We start from the raw sequence: 17,726 nt of genomic DNA on the forward strand, positions 1-17,726 counted from the left end.
CATCTTTTCTTGTTTTCTCGATAACGATTCTCTTTGGTGTGAAGCATGCCGAAAAAAATAGCGTTTTGACTACCGCTCAATATTATTTCCCATGACAGCCCATTTTCTTCCGATGAAAAAAACGAAACAAAATAGTCCCTGTTCGTCTATTTTTCTGTGAACAATTGACAATGCCAGTTCGTCAATGCGGGCACCCGGTGGGTGTTATATCCCTCTCTTTCAGATAAATCCCGACATCGCCGCAGGGCATGAAAGGAGAAGTCGGAATGTTAATAACACTGGGGGGAGTTTCTATGTTTTACGTCGCGGCTACGCCAAGGCTGAAGGCCGTAAGAGTGTGAGAAGCGGCCCGTCACGGCCGCTTTGTCGTTATCGAGAGGACGAGTGGGACGGTCGATGCGTCCCGAGAGCGAGATAGGCTGCGCATATGGCGTCGATACGGTAGCGCTCGAGCTGGGACTTATCGATTTCCGGCGGAGAGGCCAGTACCGATTTTAGCGTTGCCGCCAGCGAGTCGTCGGACAACTCCGCCAGACCTTGGGCCAGCGGACCGGTTAGGATTTCTTCCGGCCCTCCGGGGCAGCGGGTGCTGACAACCGGCGTTCCGCAACTCAACGCTTCAACCAGTACGTTGCCGAAGCCTTCGCTGTCAGAGCTCAATACCAGCAGGCGGGCATGGCGGATATAAGGGTAAGGGTTGTCGCAGAATCCTTGAAAGATAACGCGGTCGGCCACGCCCAACTCGGTGGCCAGTTGTCGTATGCGTTGTACTTCCTCGTCCTTACCTTTACCCAGCAGCACCAGCGGTATCTCGATGCCGCTTAGCGCATAGGCGCGGATCAGGCGGTCATGGCGTTTATTGGGATGAAAGCGGCCGACGTGTACCAGATAATCTGTCCCAGCGCGTTCGCACGGCTGGTCAGCGAGTGCGGCTATCGCCTCGAAATCAAACGGATTGTTGATAACCGCCGCATCTGACGGGCGTACCCGGAAGGCGTTTTGTAAATCCGACAGTACCGCCTGAGATACCGCAACGATATTGCGCTGCTGATAGACCCGCTGAATCTTAACGCGTTTAAACCAGCGGGAAAGGCCGGTTCGATGGCCGAGATAGGACGGGGAAAACATGCCGTGCAGGCAGAACCAGACGTTGTCGGGATTCAGCGCCCGGCTGCGGGACACAATACGGTCGGTCTTGTGCAGGTTTGACAACACCAGATCGAACGGCCCCTGCTGCGCTTGCGCACGTTGGATTGCCGTATCCAGCATGGCGGCGCGGCGGCGCAGCTCGGTGAGCTTGCGCCAGGGGGCGCGGCTATGGTCGGTGATTGTCTGATAATCCACGCCTTCCGGCACAGGGTATTCGCAGACGTCGCGCAGCGAAAAAAGCGAAACCTGGTGCTGTTGGGCGACGAAGCCCGCCGCTAGCGTCAACACCACTTTTTCTGCGCCGCCGCCGGGCAGACCGTCGATGATCATCAAGATACGCATGCGTTAGTCCAATAGGGTTTGATAGAGCGAGATCAGCTGCTGAGAAAGCTTCTGCGGCGACGCATCGATAATGCGCGCGCGCGCCGCGGCGCCCATGCGGCTGCCGGGTGCGGCGGCGGGCAGCGCCATCACGGCATCGGTCAGCGCCGGGATATCCAGCGCATCGCAGACGAAACCATTTTCGCCGCCCCGGATAAACTCCGATCCGCCGCAGGTGGTGGTTGTGATGACCGGCAGCCCGCAGGCCATCGCTTCCAGAATCACGTTGGGGAAGGGGTCGTAGAGCGTGGGGAGCAGCAGACCGTCGGCGGCATGATAGTAAGGCTGTGGATCTTTCTGCATACCGGTAAAGCGTACTCTCGACTCGCATCCCAGCGATGCGGCCAGCGCCCGGTATTGACGTTCCGCCTTATCCTGCCCGACAACGATCAGGTAGCGGTCCGTTCCGGCAATGGCCCGAATGGCCGCCGCCAGTCCTTTACGTTCGAAGCCGGAGCCGACGTAGACCATCACACAGGCGTTTTGCGGCAGCGCAAGAGCGACGCGCATTGCCCGGCGCTGCGACTCTTCTGCGGGTAAAAATCGCGTGCTGTCGATGGCGTTGTAAATCACGTGGATCTTGTCCGCACTGAGCCCGAAATCTTCGATAATTTCCTGTTTAATCAGCTCTGCGTTGCAGATGACCGCTTTTAGCTGCGGCGCCCGATACATCTCGCCTTCCGCCTGCATGACGTAGCGATGGAAGCGGTTGGAGAAGAGCAGCGGTTTTCGCCAGGCGGGTAGCAGACGCGCGCGCTGCATTAGCCAGCGACGATGAACGCCATCGCCAGCCCGATAAATGTCGCATCCTGCGATGCGCTCGTGACTTTGTACCAAATCGAACTGCTCTTGCTGCCACAGCGCGCGGGCGGCGTCGGCAAATCCACGCTCACGTCCGACTCGGGTCCAGTAGCGAGGATTACACAGGTGCAAATGCCAGTCCGGCTTTTTTTCACCCTGCCACTGACGCGTGATGACGTTCAGCTGTAAATCTTCCTCTTCCAGCGCTTCCAGCGCCCGGCTCACAAAGCGTTCTGCGCCGCCGTCCGGCCGATATTTCTGCCGCACGATGGCGAGGCGAAAATGACTCATGATAGTTGTCTCCGTGCCGCGGCCGTGACCGCCTCGACGGGGATCAGGTCGAGATAGCGTTGTTGTGTCCCGGTATCGATATCATCCGGGTCGGGTAGCGTGCCGTAGTCACCGGCCCAGATCACTTCTCCCGGCGCCTGCCAGGGACGCCAGAAGTGAAGTTTCGATGGGCCAAACAGAGCGATGCTGGGCGTTTGCAGGGCGGCGGCCATATGCATGGGAACGGAATCAACGCCCAAAAACAGGCGGGCATGGTCGATGAGCGCCGCCAGCTGGCGCAACGTCAGCTGGCCTGACAGCGAGACGACGCCTTCATCCGGACAGCGGGCGAGAATATTGGAGACCATCTGTTGTTCTTTAGCATCCGGTCCGGATGTCACGACGACGGTGTGTCCGTCCTGTTGCAGTGCGGAAATCGCCGCCGCCATCTTCTCTTCGCTCCAGCACTTGAACAGCCAGCGGGAGGTGGGCTGGACGACGATGTAGGGGCCGTCGACCTGCTGCTGTTGCAGCTTTTCCTGACACTGCGCCCAGTCTTCGGCGGTATAGCCCATCGTGACCTGCGTGCTGACGGAGGACATCCCCAGCGGCGAGAGAATGGAGAGGTTTTGCTCCACGGTGTGCTGGTGCGCATGTTGCGCCGTGCTGGCCAACTCAGTGTGGCAATAGCGCCACAGCGGATGCTGACGTTTATTAAAGTCAAACCCCAACCGAATCGGCGCGCCGGTCAGTTTCGCTATCAAGGCGCTTCGCCACTGATCGGCCAGGTTGATAACGAGATCGTAGCGCTGATGACGCAGCTGGTTAATCAGCTGCCACTCTTTGCTGAGTTGAGTCCGCAGCCCCTGTTTTTTCCATTGGCGGTCGATGGCGAAAATACGATGGATGCGTGGATTGGCGGCCAGCATGTCCTGGGTTTCAAGGTACAGCAGCACATCGATTTGGGCGTCCGGATAGGTTTGACTCAGGGTGTTGATAACCGGAGTGGTCAATAACATGTCGCCATGATGGCGAAATTTTATCAGCAGAATATGCCTGACGGCATGGGCTGTGGCGTGATTCATCAGCGGCGTTTCTCATTGCAAGCAGAGGGCGATTTTAGATGACATCGCCATGAGTGGCTACTATTGATCCCCGGAGAACTTCGTTCGCCGTTTAACCTACGTAGCAATATGCGTAGTTACAATAATTACTTTTCACGGCGACAAGAGCGGTTAAGGCTGCCCGCGTCACCGGCTTAAGTGACTTAACGTCCCCAGATTATCAGGCGGCAATTTCCATGTGTAAACCAGCATTTATCATCACGATCGACACGGAAGGAGACAATCTTTGGCAAAATAATGACCGGATTACGACCAGGAATTCTCATTATTTGCCACGGTTTCAGCAGCTCTGTGAACAATATGGTTTTAAGACGACCTGGCTGACAAATTACGAAATGGCCATAGACCCCGCCTACGTCGAGTTTGCCCGAGACGTCATCGCCCGAGATCAAGGAGAGGTGGGGATGCATCTGCATGCCTGGAATAATCCGCCTGAGTTTGATCTGACCGGGGATGATTGGCGCTATAAACCTTATCTGATCGAATACCCCAAAGCGCTGATGCGACAGAAAATCGAGTACATGACGTCGTTACTCGAAGATACGTTCCAGCGCAAAATCCGGAGCCATCGTTCTGGCCGCTGGGCATTGAATGAAGACTACGTTCAGCTGTTGATGGAGTACGGCTATGAGATTGACTGTTCCGTCACGCCGCGGGTGAACTGGCGGTTTTCGTCGGGCGACCCGAACGGGCAAGGCGGCACCGACTACAGCCATTTCCCGCACCACGCTTACTTCATGGACCCGAATAACATTGCACAGCCGGGTAACTCCACGTTGCTGGAAGTGCCAATGAGCATTCAGTACAAGCACAGTGGTTTTCTCAACGCGATGACCCAGATGTACGATCGCCTGCGCGGAAAACAGCGCAGCGCTTCCGTGAACTGGGTGAGGCCTAAAGGCGGCAACCTGCGCCAGATGGAGTCGGTGGTGGCAAAGACCCTGGAGGAGGGCAGTGACTATATTGAGTTCATGCTTCATTCGTCCGAACTTATGCCGGGAGGCAGCCCGACATTTTCTACTGAGCAACACATAGAGACTCTATATCGCGACCTGGACATGTTTTTCGCCTGGCTTGCGGACAAAGCGGAGGGGAAAACGTTGTCAGGATATTATCAGGAAATTAAGGCTGTTTAGATGAAGAAAGGCTGGAAATTTAAACTCGTTGACCTGTTTTTACGGATGTACACCCGCAGTCATGGGCGGTTAAAACCCGCTCAGGATCTCGTCACTGAGAATTCGTTCTCTCACATCGTCATTTATTCTACGACCGCACTGGGCGACCTGATGTTTAACACGCCGGCCATCCATGCGGTGCGCCAGCGCTTTCCGCAGGCGAAGATCACGCTGGTCGTGCATAAGAAGCTGGAAGCCTTCGTCGACGAGGGGAAAGACTGGCAGCACGTCGTATGCTGGAATACCAAAATCAAAACGGTTCCTCAGTTGGTTCGGGACATTCGCCAACTAGGTGAACCGGATTTGGCCATCATTCTGCATTCACACGATCCCTATGATTATCTGAGTGCCGTCATGTCGGGTGCGAAATATGTGCTGCGCGACAACTATATTGACGGGATTGAGCTAATGGATCGCTGGCTGGCGGGGTATGTCATCGGATTTCGTGGCCATGTCATTCAACGCAAGCTGGAGTTGGTTTCCATGCTGGGCGCGGATATCAGCGATATCAGCATGCGCGTTCCTTTTGCGGTGCCGTCGGTCGACAACATCGGGCGTGGAACGGTGATTGGTTTTCAGATGGGAGCCTCGACGTCTGAGCGGTGCTGGCCGGTGGAGAATTTCGCCGCGGTGGCTGAGCATTTTCTTGTGTCGGACCCGACTTGCAAGATCGCACTGACCGGCTGGGCGGGCGACAGTTCGCTGGTTGAACATCTGCTTCGACAGTTGGACCCTGCGCTGCATCATCGCGTCATCAATCATGTTGGTTCGTCCAGTCTTAAAGAACTCGCGGGGCTGCTCAAGGGTATGGATGTGTTAGTGACCGGGGACACGGGACCTTTGCACATCGCGATTGCACTCAGGGTGCCAACGGTGAGTCTGTTTGTGACCGCGGAGCCGCACAGCACTGGCCCGTATCAAGATCCCGAGCTGCACGATGTGATTTATGGCGCCACCAACAATCTCGCGATTCAACAGGGGGATGTGATGAAAGCGATCACGCCGCAGCAGGTGATTGCCAAGGTACAGCGCCGTATCGAACGGATAAAGGTGACGGCGGACGACGTGACCCGCTAAGCTAAGGCTGCTTGGCAGCAACGACTGTCGTTGACGGTGCTTTCGGGTCAGTTAAAACGCCCCTGACGGAAGTCGAGGGGCGTTGTATTTAGCGGGCCAGAAAACCGAACAGGTATCTAAACCACCACATCGGTTTCCAGAGCGTATTTTTCTTACGCGCCGGCGGCGTGCGGTGGACGTTTTTCACGATGCTCCAGCTGAAGTTCAGGAACATCCTGCTGTGCCCAAACTCCTCGCCGTAGGTCTCGATCTCATGTTTCTTTTTATCATCGACGGGCGTGTTGGCTGAGAGATCGCGCTCCAGCGTGTGATAGGACTTATTGCGGTTCACATTCCTTTCTGAACACAAGTATTTCTTTGATAAATAACGCTGAATGGATCCGTGGTACTTCTGATATTTCACGAAGCGATAATCTTCCGCGCCGTAATTGCCCGCGAATTCCTCGTCGTAGCCGAAAAAGCGCATGAATCGGGCGCGGGACATAAAGAATAGGTTGGAGTGGCCTTTATAGATTTTCTGCGGGTTTTCCGGCGAGTTGCGATAGAGCTTAAAGAAGGTGCGTCCCGGATTGCGTCTGTCCGCCATGTAGCGCAGCGTATTTTCATGGATGATATGGTCGAGATCGGTCATCACGATTTTATCGGACTTGGCGTAGAGGACGCCGAGGTTCCGTGCACCGGCCTGATTCCATGGAATGTTCTCGTTGATCTTGATCCAGATGAGGTTCAGGTTGAATTCGGGAATGTCGTAGCTGACCGGGGAGCCGTCGTCGACGATGACAAACTGGATGACATCCAGCAGCTCGGGGGAGTACTGCTCGTACTCGCGCAGCAGTGAAGTAACGGATTCGATGTCGCTTTGGTTGCAATAAAAGTGAGTGACGTAGCTCAGTTTGATATGTGACTTATCAACCCTGTTAATTTCTCGAATATTTTCCATGATGGCCTGTATGTAATAATAATTTATCTAAAGTTATTATATATTTGAAAACACCGTATGCAATGAAAAACAGAATATCACCATGACTTGAATGATATTCTGTTTACCTTTAACCGTTGGCTATCTGCTCAGAAGGTGCTGGTTTGTAGGCAATAATCCCCAGGAGTAGCCCGCTCAGGAACATATATTCTTCCATGTAATGATCTAATAATATTCTGTCGACCATTGATCGGAAGAAAAATCCACTTGATAGAATTAATAGCACTACGCCGACGGTTTTGTTTTCTTTGAAAAAGGCGCGAATGGATATTTTAAATATCATAATATTATAAATAACCCAAAGCAGAATTCCGATAACACCATATTGCAAACCATATTCCAAAATACCGCTGTGGCTATGGCTGATATCGATCAGCGGATTATGATATTTCTCATGCAATCGTTGTAAAAAGGCAGTTTTACTGGTGCCAATACCTAACGGATGTTCAAAAATAAAATCCGTAGCCTGATGGACATAGGCAATACGACATGCGTTGGAATGACTGACGGGTGTACCGTCTGCATGAACGGGTATTACGCGTTCGGGGCTATTAAATATAAAACAAAAGCTATTGCTGGGGGCATTCCAACCAATTTCTACATCCTCCCTGATGCTTTTCCAGCGTGGATCTTTTTCATAAGAAAATAGACCAACGCTTACCACAGTCGAGAGAATAAGCAGTGTATAGATACTTAGTTTCCACAAATTAATAGCATGGATTTTTCTGATAATGAATATCAGGCTGATGGATAATATTCCGAAGATCATACCCACCGTTCCCCAGCGGGTATTTGCCAGCCCGGTAGCGATGACGTTAGAGATAATCAACGCGACCACAACGCCGGTATTCAACGTCAGCAGACGCCGATTTTCCAATATGCGTAATAGTAAATCAGAAAAAATGATGATACTTATCAGGTTGATTTGAAAGCTGAGTTCCAGACGTGATGTGAAGATATAGGTTTCTCCCCACATAATGACGCCGGAATTGAAATAGATAAACGCGATCGTCAAAATATGGAGAAAAATGGGTGCCCAAAAACTCAAAATGACGGCGGTAATTATTTTTTTATAGCTTAGGTTTGGAAAGTTGAATACAACAATCGCATGAAAAACCAAACCATAAATAAATAGCATGAGCGGCCTCATCCATTGACTTTGCCAGGCTCTCAATGCGTCATGTAAATGGGGTGAAAGTAATAGCGCACAGGATAGTGTTACGGCGGTCATTATGCCTAACACCGTTAATGCATTTTTTAATTTACCTGTGTCTAAATTTTGCAAAAAGCGTCGGTCTTTAAAAAACAGTAACAATGAAAAGACGAAGGCACTGTAAATAAGTAAATTCCGATGGAAAGGTAAGAGGTTATTGGGAATAGCCCAAAAAGAGCACAGCAATAACGTTATTATCAGTAAAAATAGCGCAATGGGTTTATGGCTAGATATCGACATAGTTACCTTCCGGGAAGAATCCCCAGCTCCCAATTTTTCATTTTGTATGTTTTAGTATAATCATGGTTAAACATGACATTAAAACAGCCCAATTATGAGGAGGAATATTCTTATTTGTCATTTTTTATAGTCAGAAAGCATGATTTTTCATCGAGCGGCAAGCGAGAAAAAATATCATCGCTCGTTATTGAACGCATCGTTTTATCATGAGATACGACAGCGATTTGATTTTTCCCGTACCCCCCAATTAATCCCGGATCTGTCGGGCCATAGAGCGTAATATTTGGCCGATCGAGCGCCGCCGTCAGATGACTGAGCCCGGTATCTACTGAGACAACGGCTTTAGCTCCGGCCAATACCGTCGATACCTGTTCCAGATTCAGTCGCGGCAGAACGTCGACATGGGGGAAACCTTTCGCGAGTCGCTCTGCGCGCTGATGCTCATGTTCCGCTCCCCACGGCAGTTTGATACGCAGACCACTCGGTTGCATCAGTGCGATCAGTTCGCGCCAGTGATCTTCCGGCCAGTGCTTTTCGTCGCGGGTGGTGGCGTGCAGAAAGACCAGATAACGCCCGGCGTCTTCTGGCGGTGAAGCCAAGAATTTAGCGGCAATCGCGTAATCCCCGGTGTCTGCAGGACGGCGATAGTTCAGGCTGATAGCAAACAGTTCACGAATGCGCTCGACGGCATGCTGCTCGCGCGCCACCCGATGGCGGTATTGATAAAACCAGCTGGCCAGCGGCTCGCGAGCGCTCTTCCAGTCCAGCCCGTGCTTATTTCCTCGTGCCAGACGCGTGACCAGCAGCGCGCTTTTGATCAGTCCCTGCGCGTCGATGACCGCGTCGTAACGCCGGGACCGCAGCAGCCGCTTGAACGTTGAACGCTCCTGGCGAACGGCGGCGCTGAACCAATTTTTGCGCCAGCGGCGAATCGCAACCGGAATCACCCGGTCAACGGCCGGGTGCCAGCCAGGGATCTGGGCAAATCCCTCTTCCACCACCCAGTCGAACTGGATGCCTGGCACGGCGTGCATAGCGTCGGTCAACGCGGGAAGGGTGTGCAGAACATCTCCCATGGAGGAGGTTTTTACGATCAGCACTCTCATGCCTGCGCTCCTCGCTCATTCACATGCTTTTCCAACGCGTTCAACACCTGTTGCGGCTGAATGTCGATCAGACTCTGGTGGTAACCCTGCTCCGCGTCGCCTTTGCGCACGCGATGATAGCCGCTGATCAAGCGGATCACTTCCGCCTCTCTGGAGAGTGGCGGAGTAAAGTCGGGGCTGCTGGGACCGTAGAGAGCGACGAGTGGACGATTGAGCGCGGCGGCGACATGCATTAGCCCGGAGTCGTTGCTGACTACGGCGCGGCAGGCGGCGAGCAGCACGACGGCCTGATCCAACGAGGTATTACCCGCCAGATTGAAGCAAAACGTCTTCGCCTCTGTCGTCAGGGTGTCGCGAATGTCTTCGCCCGCCTGACGGTCATTGGCCGAACCGAACAGCGCCACCTGATAGCCGCGTTCGATCAGCGCCTGAGCCAATGCGCCATAGTGGTAATGCGGCCAGCGTTTGGCAGGGCCAAATTCCGCACCGGGACAGAATCCGATCAGCGGTCGCTCGCCCGGCAGGCTGAACTCGGCGATGGCCGCCGCAATTTCGGCCTCGGAGACCTGTAGCTGCGGCCATGGCAGCGACGCGGGGAGATCGTTCGCACTACTAATGGTTTTCGAGTCATAGCCGAGTGCGACGTAACGCTGCACCATCAGCGGAAAGGCCGCTTTATCCAATACGCGGACATCATTCAACAGCCCGTAGCGCATTTCACCGCGCCAGCCGGTACGCTGCGGTATCTGCGCGAAGAATGGCACCAATGCGGATTTGAATGAGTTGGGCAGCACGTACGCGCGATCGTAGCGCTGGGGGCGAAGAGCGACCCCCAGACGACGGCGTTCGCCCAGTTGCAGCGCGCCGTGGCCCAGCGGCATGGCTAGCGCCTGATTGACTTCCGGCATGCGAGCCAGCAGCGGACGGCACCAGGCCGGTGCCATCACGTCGATGACGGCATCCGGGTGTTCGGCCTTGAGTGTGCGATAAAGACTGTGCGACATCATCATGTCGCCAACCCAGGACGGGCCGATTACCAGAATTTTCATACCGTTCGAGATCCCCTACGGTCACGCAGGATTATGCGTCGCGGTTAAGCCAGGCCATGTAGTCGGCTACGCCTTCAGCGACGGAGTGGAACGGTTTGTCATAACCGGCCGCGCGCAGTTTGGTCAGATCCGCCTGCGTGTAGGACTGATAGCGGCCCTGCAGTTTTTCCGGGAAGGGAATGTACTCAACGCTGCCGGTTTTGTGGTAATCCAGTACGGCGTCGGCGACGGCCTGGAATGACTCAGCACGGCCGGTTCCGCAGTTGAAAATACCGGATACGCCCTGCTTCCAGAACCACAGGTTCACGGCGGCGACGTCGGCGACATAAACGAAGTCGCGTTTGAAGTTTTCGCTACCGGAGAACAGCTTCGGATTTTCGCCCTGGTGGATCTGCTGGTTCAGGTGGAACGCCACGCTGGCCATGCTGCCTTTATGACCTTCGCGCGGTCCGTAGACGTTGAAATAGCGGAAGCCGCAGATTTGGGAGCCAGCGTGCGGCAGAATTTCACGCACGTACTGATCGAACAGGAACTTGGAGTAGCCGTATACATTCAGCGGTTGTTCGAACTGACGCTCTTCCACGAAGTTGTTGCTGCGTCCGCCATAGGTGGCGGCGGAAGAGGCATACAGGAAGGGAATGCTGCGTTCCAGACAGTAATGCAGCACCTCTTTTGAGTACTGATAGTTGTTATCCATCATGTACTTGCCGTCCCACTCGGTGGTGGAAGAGCAGGCGCCCTCATGGAAAATCGCTTCGATATCACCCAAATCGTCGCCGGCGACGATATTGGCGATGAAATCTTCTTTGTCGATGTAGTCGGCGATATCCAGATCCGCGAGGTTGGCGAACTTGGTGCCGTCTTTCAGGTTATCAACTACCAGAATGTCGCGGTAACCCGTGTCATTCAACGCTTTTACGATATTGCTGCCGATGAAACCGGCGCCGCCAGTCACGATAATCATGGGAATGACCCTTGCTAAGCTGTTAAGTGAGGCACCGCGCCTCACGCTATCTATTGGGCGCTATCATAGCATTTCATTTTCCAGCGGACAGCCTGGCATTATTTTTCTGTCGGCGGGGTACTGATGATGGGATCGCCCATCCAGGTCTGCCAACGTTGCTTGAGATAGACGACGGGAGCGCTGTGGCTCATGTTCTCGCCAAGTTGGCTAAGCACCTGCGGTTGAGGCATCGGCGACAACGGGCGTTTAGCCCGGCACTGCTGTGGCGAACGGAACGTGTGTTTCGAGGCGGTATAAACCGGCAAAGGTCGGTACCGCTGGGGTTCCTGAGGTTCGTTTAATAGCTGGCTAGGCCGCACCAAGACGATATCGGAGGGCAGCGTGGGCAACATTTGTTGCAGTACGCGGATGGTATTGGGATGCGGATGGCCGATAGCGATGGCGGAGCCGTTGCGGCGAGCCAGCTCAACGGCTCGACTGAACTGTTGACGAATGTCGGCTTCGTTCTGACTATCATCCAGAAACACTCTGCGTTTGACGACTTTGACGCCAGTGCCTTCCGCCGCGCGGCTGGCCTGGCTGCTGCCTATCGTCATACTGTCCAAAAAGTAGAGATGATAAGCGGTCATGGCCTGCATGACTTTCTGCATCCCCGGCAGGCTGGCGGTCATGGCGCTGCCCATATGGTTATTCAGCCCGACGGCGTAAGGTACTTTGCCGACCGCTTCACGCAGAATGCGTTGAACTTCTTCGCTGCTCATGTCCGGTCGAAGTGTGTCTCGCTCTAGCGGCTGCTTGCTCATCGGTGCCATAGGCAAATGGATCAGGACTTCGCGGCCCTGCTGGTGGGCTTCCGTCGCCATCTCTCGCGCGTTCGGCGCGTTTGGCAATACCGCGACGGAAATGGCCGTCGGCATGGCCAACACCTGACGTTCATTGTGGAGGCGGTAGCCGAAGTCGTCGATAACGATAGACAGTTTGCCTGCCCAGGCGGGAACCATCAGACCACACAGGGTAATAGCCGAGATAACGCGAAAAATGAATGGACGCAAAACTACCTTCCTAACCAGGGGAGTGGGTTAACGGCCTGACCTTGACGTCGAATTTCGAAATAGAGCGCCGGCTGGCTTTGTCCGCCGCTGGTGCCGACGAGCGCAATAGGTTGTCCTGCCTTGACCTTGTCGCCGACGGACACCAGTGCGCTCTGGTTATATCCATACAGGCTCATGTCACCTTTACCGTGTTCGACCACCACCATCAGACCGTAGCCTTGCAGCCAGTCGGCCATGAGCACGCTGCCGTCGGCGATGGCTTTGACCTCGGTGCCTTCCTGCGCCCCGATCACCAGGCCTTTCCAGCGGAGTTCACCCTGCAATGGCTCGCCGTAACGGTGCAGGGTTTGACCGCGAATCGGCCAGACGGCCTGTCCATCAGGTCTTCCCAGCCCGCCGGTGCGCGCCATCAGAGAACGTTCGCTATCGGTGGGGGTATAACGGGTGCCGCTGCGTTTTGCCTTATCTTCTTTCTCTCTGACGCGTGCCGCCTCTCGGGCTTCGCGCTCGGCGCGCGCGCGCGCGTCCCGTTCGGCGCGGGCGATTTTGTCGCGCAGACGGGTTTCGTTCTGACGCAGTTCGGTCAACTGCTGCTGATCTTTTTCCAGCGTGCTTTCGAGCGTGCTCAGCGTTTTCTGGCGTTCTCCCTGGGCCTGTTCCAGGGTTTTCTGCTGCTGCTGCTGTTCACTGAGCAAACTTTGCTGACGTGCCAGCCGATCGCCCAGCGCCTCTTTTTGCTGGGCGAGGTCGGTGCGGGTTTGCTGCAGATGCGCGATAGATTCCTGACGGGCCTGATTCAGATAGCCGAAATACGCCAGAATACGTTCGCGACGCTGGCTTTCCTCGCCGCTCAGAATGAGTTGAATTCCGCTGTGCTGACCCTGACGGAAGGCTGCATCCAGCTGCTGTGAGAGCAATTGCTCCTGCGTTTTCTGGCGCGACTGCAGTTTGGCAATGGAGGCGTTCAGGGTTTTAATTTCCTGCGCCAGGTTCTCCAATGTGCCGCGCGTTTCCCTCAGCTGACGGCTGGATTGTGAAATCGACTGTTCCTGGCGTTTTAACTGCTCCAACAGAGCGCTGCGTCGCTGTTGCTGCTCTTTCACGCTTTTCTCTTTAGCAGCGATATTCTGCTGCAGAGATTTGAGTTGCTGCTGACTGTCGTCGGCTCCGCTGCGGAACGGCAACAGCAAAGCGCCAATGCATAATGCACTGGCGTAGCGAAGTCGCCGACGTTGGCGGTCAGTTGACCCTAACGGTACAGAAAACGCGCTTTTATTCATGATGATGGATTATTCCACGATGCACAGCCGCTGACCAGTTGTCTCACTCAGGGTTTCTATTACCAACTGTGTGCGAGAGATGCCGACGCAGGCCGCAATGAGATCAATAATAGATAAGTGGAAGCGTCTCCGCATAAAATGATTGCGCGTGCCGCTTTCTGGCGGGTTTTTATGTAGCTACGCGCAGATTCACTCGGCGATATTGGCTTTCAGGCTGTAATTGCCCTATCGCGCAGGTATACTCAAACACCTCAATATTGATTGCTTAACTGATTCCGGAGTCGTTACACCTCATGCAAGACATTATGCAAGAGATCATGCCATTCGTTAGCAGACACCCGATCCTCAGCCTGGCTTGGGTTGTGTTGCTTGTTCTGGTCATCGTGCTTACGTTTAAGAGTAAGTTTTCGAAGGTGAAGGATGTTGCTCGTACAGAAGCAATCCGACTGATTAACAAAGAAGATGCGGTCGTTGTGGATCTGCGTACGCGCGAAGAGTATCGCCGTGGACACATCGCCAGCTCCATCAACCTGTTACCTAACGATATTAAAAACGGTAGCCTGGGCGAACTCGAAAAGCACAAGGCTCAGCCCGTCATCGTGGTCTGCGCTAACGGGATGTCCTCTCGTCAGTCAGCCGAGCAGCTCTTTAACGCGGGCTTTACCCGTGTTGTGATTCTGAAAGACGGTCTTGCGGGCTGGAGCGGTGAAAACCTGCCATTGGTTCGCGGCAAGTAACAGAGACGGCCGTGCGTCGCGTCCGCGGCAATGATTGACCGGGCGCGGGGCCCTTAGCGCTGGCGTTGACTTTCCGCAGACAGGGAAGCGCGTCAAGGAAATCTAACAAAAGGTATTTTTAACTATGTCCGAACACAACAACGTCGAAACCTCATTCCAAATCCAGCGTATCTACACCAAAGATATCTCTTTCGAAGCGCCGAAAGCACCGCAGGTGTTTCAGCAAGAGTGGAGCCCTGAGGTCAAACTGGATCTGGATACGGCGTCAAGCCAGCTGGCTGACGACGTCTATGAAGTGGTGCTGCGCGTCACGGTGACTGCGCTGCTGGGTGAAGAAACGGCGTTCCTGTGTGAAGTTCAGCAGGCGGGTATTTTCACCGTTTCCGGTCTGGAAGGCCCGCAGCTGGCTCACTGCCTGGGTGCTTACTGCCCGAACGTTCTGTTCCCGTATGCGCGTGAATGCATCACCAGCCTGGTTTCCCGCGGTACCTTCCCGCAGCTGAACCTGGCCCCGGTCAACTTTGATGCGTTGTTCATGAACTACCTGGAACAGCAAGCATCCGAAGAAGGCGCCGCAGCGCCTCAGCTGGATGCCTGATGAACATGCCTGACGCTTCCATGACCGTTATCGGTGCCGGATCTTACGGCACCGCACTGGCGATCACACTGGCGCGCAACGGCCATCATGTTGTGCTCTGGGGACATGACCCTGTCCACGTGCAGGCGTTGCAGGATGCCCGGTGCAACCAGGCGTTCCTGCCGGATGTGCCTTTCCCGGATACGCTGCTGCTGGAGAGCGATCTGACGCGTGCCGTGGCCGCCAGCCAAAATATTCTGGTGGTCGTGCCGAGCCATGTGTTCGGCGACGTGCTGCGCCAGATCAAGCCTTATCTGCGTGCGGATGCGCGCATCGTTTGGGCGACCAAAGGGCTGGAAGCCGAAACCGGACGTCTATTGCAGGACGTTGCACGAGAAGCGTTGGGCGACGCAATACCTTTGGCGGTGCTGTCGGGACCGACATTCGCCAAAGAGTTGGCTGCCGGCCTGCCTACCGCTATCGCGCTGGCGTCGACGGACAGCCAGTTTGCCGATGATTTGCAGGAACTTCTGCACTGTGGCAAAAGTTTCCGGGTTTATCGCAATCCGGACTTTATTGGCGTGCAGCTGGGCGGCGCGGTGAAAAACGTGATCGCTATCGGCGCGGGAATGTCTGACGGGATGGGCTTCGGCGCGAATGCCCGTACAGCATTAATTACCCGCGGCCTGACCGAGATGACGCGCCTGGGCGTTGCGCTGGGGGCGGACCCCTCGACGTTTATGGGGATGGCTGGGTTGGGCGATTTGGTCCTGACCTGTACCGACAATCAGTCGCGTAACCGACGGTTCGGCATGATGCTGGGGCAAGGGATGAGCGTTGATGCAGCCCGTGACCAGATTGGACAGGTTGTCGAAGGCTACCGCAATACGAAAGAGGTCATGGCCCTTTCAACGCGTCTTAACGTCGAGATGCCGATTACCGAACAGCTGTGGCAGGTGCTTTACTGCGGCAAAGATGCACGAGAAGCCGCGCTAAGCCTGCTAGGCCGGTCGCGCAAAGACGAGAGCGCCAGCTAATCCCTTTTCAAGGAAAACGAATCGTCGTTTGACGGCGGCTATCTCGTTTTGCCTTGCGTAGAGAAGACATGACTTTAGCACGCGATGGACTTCGGAGGATGGTTGCAATGTCGAATGATGAATTAGAGCTGGTCTGGAAAAACATCAAAGATGAGGCGCGCAGTCTGGCTGACTGCGAACCCATGCTGGCCAGTTTTTTCCATGCGACGTTGCTGAAACACGAGAATCTGGGCAGCGCGATGAGCTACATGCTGGCAAACAAGTTGGCCAGCTCCACCATGCCCGCCATTGCTATCCGTGAAGTGCTGGAAGAGGCCTACCGGGCCGAACCTCAAATGATTGTCTCTGCCGCCCGGGATATTCAGGCCGTCTGCCTGCGCGATCCGGCGGTGGATAAATACTCAACGCCTTTGCTCTACCTGAAAGGGTTTCACGCGTTGCAGGCCTATCGCATCGGTCATTGGCTTTGGCAGCAGGATCGTCGGGCGCTGGCGGCCTACTTTCAAAATCAGATATCCGTTTCCTTCGGGGTGGACATCCATCCTGCGGCGAGCATCGGCTGCGGCATCATGCTGGACCATGCGACGGGGATCGTCATCGGCGAAACCGCAGTTGTGGAAAACGATGTATCAATTCTTCAGTCGGTCACGCTGGGCGGGACCGGCAAAACCACCGGCGATCGCCATCCCAAAATCCGTGAAGGGGTGATGATCGGCGCTGGCGCTAAAATTTTAGGAAACATTGAGGTGGGATGTGGAGCCAAAATCGGCGCCGGTTCCGTGGTGCTGCAACCTGTCCCCCCTCATACCACTGCCGCTGGTGTCCCCGCGCGCATTGTGGGCCGTCCTGAAACAGATAAACCCTCCATGGATATGGATCAGTACTTTAACGGTGCTCGCGGCTTTGAATACGGAGACGGCATTTGAGCATCGTCGACCTTTATGCTCTTCACGCACTTCGGATTGAGGCGCCACAGGCAGGTGAAACGCATTGCGTCCCTTGCCTTCGTGGCGCGATCATCCTGAAGCGCGATGCGACTTTTTCTGCCTGAGACCACACGTGTTATTTCTATTTTTCCCTATCGCTGCAACATCTGAAAGGATACCGCCTTGACGGCGTCTGCGCGCGTTTTATGAGTGATTGAGAACTGGATATGTTGTTGAAATTAGCTGTACCTTCGCGGTGTTTACCTCTGTTATCCGTCCTCTCGGCGCCTGTTATGGCTGAGGAGGTCGGTTCCAATAACGTTTCCATCAGTGCGAGTGAGAAGGAAACGACGTCATCCGAGACGGGATTCTGGCAACGCGCCAAAACCAACCTGTCCACGACCTGGAATTCTCCGCAGTCCTACGACCTCTATGTACCGGCGATAACCTGGCATAACCGCTGGGCGTACGACAAGGAAAAGGCCGAGAGTTACAATGAGCGCCCTTGGGGCGCGGGCTTCGGCGTTACTCGGTTGGATGAGGATGGCGACTGGCACGGGCTGTACCTGATGGCGTTCAAGGACTCATT

16 protein-coding genes and 1 pseudogene are annotated in these 17,726 nt (G+C 54.7%); 7 read left to right on the forward strand and 10 right to left on the reverse strand.

From position 1 onward, the window contains the following. Window positions 1–369 precede the first annotated feature (369 nt). The 3 genes from Q7O77_RS05110 to rfaQ are packed head-to-tail and all read right to left on the reverse strand — an operon-like array spanning window position 370 to window position 3,686. Window positions 370–1,491, reverse strand: a complete 1,122-nt coding sequence (locus Q7O77_RS05110) for a glycosyltransferase (protein ID WP_304163977.1) — start codon at window positions 1,489–1,491, stop codon at window positions 370–372. A 3-nt stretch (window positions 1,492–1,494) separates the two neighbouring features. Then, window positions 1,495–2,622, reverse strand: a complete 1,128-nt coding sequence (locus tag Q7O77_RS05115) for a glycosyltransferase family 4 protein (RefSeq protein ID WP_304163979.1) — start codon at window positions 2,620–2,622, stop codon at window positions 1,495–1,497. After that, window positions 2,619–3,686: a putative lipopolysaccharide heptosyltransferase III gene (gene rfaQ / locus Q7O77_RS05120; RefSeq protein ID WP_304163981.1), complete on the reverse strand. Its 1,068-nt coding sequence runs from the start codon at window positions 3,684–3,686 to the stop codon at window positions 2,619–2,621. The genes Q7O77_RS05115 and rfaQ overlap by 4 nt, the downstream gene beginning before the upstream one ends. A 215-nt stretch (window positions 3,687–3,901) precedes the next feature. On the opposite strand from rfaQ, the gene Q7O77_RS05125 reads away from it, so the two are divergent. Together Q7O77_RS05125 and Q7O77_RS05130 are read left to right on the forward strand one after the other, a co-directional pair. Beyond that, entirely contained in the window at window positions 3,902–4,861 is a 960-nt protein-coding gene (locus Q7O77_RS05125) for a polysaccharide deacetylase family protein (protein ID WP_304163983.1), read from the forward strand. Next, window positions 4,862–5,977, forward strand: coding sequence for a glycosyltransferase family 9 protein (locus tag Q7O77_RS05130; RefSeq protein WP_304163985.1), 1,116 nt, complete (start codon window positions 4,862–4,864; stop codon window positions 5,975–5,977). It abuts the gene before it with no gap. An 88-nt stretch (window positions 5,978–6,065) separates the two neighbouring features. Here the strand turns inward: Q7O77_RS05130 and Q7O77_RS05135 are convergent, their stop codons facing one another. From Q7O77_RS05135 to envC, 7 genes are all read right to left on the reverse strand, one after another. After that, a complete protein-coding gene (locus Q7O77_RS05135) occupies window positions 6,066–6,917 on the reverse strand; it encodes a glycosyltransferase family A protein (RefSeq protein WP_085650762.1) in 852 nt (283 codons plus the stop codon). Window positions 6,918–7,026: 109 nt separating this feature from the next. Further along, window positions 7,027–8,409 carry an O-antigen ligase family protein gene (locus Q7O77_RS05140; protein WP_304163988.1) on the reverse strand — a complete coding sequence of 461 codons (1,383 nt, stop codon included), beginning with the start codon at window positions 8,407–8,409 and terminating at the stop codon, window positions 7,027–7,029. Between the two features lie 110 nt (window positions 8,410–8,519). Beyond that, complete coding sequence (gene rfaC / locus Q7O77_RS05145) at window positions 8,520–9,515, reverse strand: lipopolysaccharide heptosyltransferase RfaC (RefSeq protein ID WP_304163990.1); 996 nt, start codon at window positions 9,513–9,515, stop codon at window positions 8,520–8,522. Continuing rightward, a complete protein-coding gene (gene rfaF, locus Q7O77_RS05150; protein ID WP_304163992.1) occupies window positions 9,512–10,564 on the reverse strand; it encodes an ADP-heptose--LPS heptosyltransferase RfaF in 1,053 nt (350 codons plus the stop codon). The genes rfaC and rfaF overlap by 4 nt, the downstream gene beginning before the upstream one ends. 31 nt (window positions 10,565–10,595) lie before the next feature. After that, window positions 10,596–11,528, reverse strand: a complete 933-nt coding sequence (gene rfaD / locus Q7O77_RS05155; protein ID WP_085650766.1) for an ADP-glyceromanno-heptose 6-epimerase — start codon at window positions 11,526–11,528, stop codon at window positions 10,596–10,598. A 98-nt stretch (window positions 11,529–11,626) separates the two neighbouring features. Beyond that, window positions 11,627–12,580, reverse strand: coding sequence for a divergent polysaccharide deacetylase family protein (locus Q7O77_RS05160; RefSeq protein WP_304163994.1), 954 nt, complete (start codon window positions 12,578–12,580; stop codon window positions 11,627–11,629). Between the two features lie 2 nt (window positions 12,581–12,582). Next, a complete protein-coding gene (gene envC / locus Q7O77_RS05165; RefSeq protein WP_304163996.1) occupies window positions 12,583–13,860 on the reverse strand; it encodes a murein hydrolase activator EnvC in 1,278 nt (425 codons plus the stop codon). Between the two features lie 302 nt (window positions 13,861–14,162). Between envC and Q7O77_RS05170 the strand changes: the two genes are divergently transcribed. The 5 genes and pseudogenes from Q7O77_RS05170 to Q7O77_RS05190 all read left to right on the forward strand — a co-directional run. Continuing rightward, complete coding sequence (locus Q7O77_RS05170) at window positions 14,163–14,597, forward strand: rhodanese-like domain-containing protein (RefSeq protein ID WP_176223460.1); 435 nt, start codon at window positions 14,163–14,165, stop codon at window positions 14,595–14,597. Window positions 14,598–14,721: 124 nt separating this feature from the next. Continuing rightward, window positions 14,722–15,195: a protein-export chaperone SecB gene (gene secB, locus Q7O77_RS05175; RefSeq protein WP_026738436.1), complete on the forward strand. Its 474-nt coding sequence runs from the start codon at window positions 14,722–14,724 to the stop codon at window positions 15,193–15,195. Next, complete coding sequence (gpsA, locus tag Q7O77_RS05180; RefSeq protein ID WP_304163998.1) at window positions 15,195–16,211, forward strand: NAD(P)H-dependent glycerol-3-phosphate dehydrogenase; 1,017 nt, start codon at window positions 15,195–15,197, stop codon at window positions 16,209–16,211. The genes secB and gpsA overlap by 1 nt, the downstream gene beginning before the upstream one ends. Window positions 16,212–16,318: 107 nt before the next feature. Next, window positions 16,319–17,137 (forward strand): serine O-acetyltransferase, encoded by an 819-nt coding sequence (cysE, locus tag Q7O77_RS05185; RefSeq protein ID WP_304164000.1) that lies wholly within the window; start codon window positions 16,319–16,321, stop codon window positions 17,135–17,137. Window positions 17,138–17,430: 293 nt separating this feature from the next. Beyond that, window positions 17,431–17,726: pseudogene (locus tag Q7O77_RS05190) on the forward strand (phospholipid:lipid A palmitoyltransferase); the annotation flags it as partial.

The sequence above is a fragment of the Lonsdalea britannica genome (genome assembly GCF_946477055.1).
GTDB lineage: Bacteria > Pseudomonadota > Gammaproteobacteria > Enterobacterales > Enterobacteriaceae > Lonsdalea > Lonsdalea britannica_A.

Bases quoted from the DNA above. Each gene is read 5' to 3' on its own strand.
- envC (WP_304163996.1), bottom strand. From the start codon at position 13,860: ATGAATAAAAGCGCGTTTTCTGTACCGTTAGGGTCAACTGACCGCCAA.
- rfaD (WP_085650766.1), bottom strand. From the start codon at position 11,528: ATGATTATCGTGACTGGCGGCGCCGGTTTCATCGGCAGCAATATCGTA.
- Q7O77_RS05110 (WP_304163977.1), bottom strand. From the start codon at position 1,491: ATGCGTATCTTGATGATCATCGACGGTCTGCCCGGCGGCGGCGCAGAA.
- gpsA (WP_304163998.1), top strand. From the start codon at position 15,195: ATGAACATGCCTGACGCTTCCATGACCGTTATCGGTGCCGGATCTTAC.
- secB (WP_026738436.1), top strand. From the start codon at position 14,722: ATGTCCGAACACAACAACGTCGAAACCTCATTCCAAATCCAGCGTATC.
- cysE (WP_304164000.1), top strand. From the start codon at position 16,319: ATGTCGAATGATGAATTAGAGCTGGTCTGGAAAAACATCAAAGATGAG.
- Q7O77_RS05130 (WP_304163985.1), top strand. From the start codon at position 4,862: ATGAAGAAAGGCTGGAAATTTAAACTCGTTGACCTGTTTTTACGGATG.
- Q7O77_RS05115 (WP_304163979.1), bottom strand. From the start codon at position 2,622: ATGAGTCATTTTCGCCTCGCCATCGTGCGGCAGAAATATCGGCCGGAC.
- Q7O77_RS05140 (WP_304163988.1), bottom strand. From the start codon at position 8,409: ATGTCGATATCTAGCCATAAACCCATTGCGCTATTTTTACTGATAATA.
- rfaC (WP_304163990.1), bottom strand. From the start codon at position 9,515: ATGAGAGTGCTGATCGTAAAAACCTCCTCCATGGGAGATGTTCTGCAC.
- Q7O77_RS05135 (WP_085650762.1), bottom strand. From the start codon at position 6,917: ATGGAAAATATTCGAGAAATTAACAGGGTTGATAAGTCACATATCAAA.
- Q7O77_RS05125 (WP_304163983.1), top strand. From the start codon at position 3,902: ATGTGTAAACCAGCATTTATCATCACGATCGACACGGAAGGAGACAAT.
- rfaQ (WP_304163981.1), bottom strand. From the start codon at position 3,686: ATGAATCACGCCACAGCCCATGCCGTCAGGCATATTCTGCTGATAAAA.
- rfaF (WP_304163992.1), bottom strand. From the start codon at position 10,564: ATGAAAATTCTGGTAATCGGCCCGTCCTGGGTTGGCGACATGATGATG.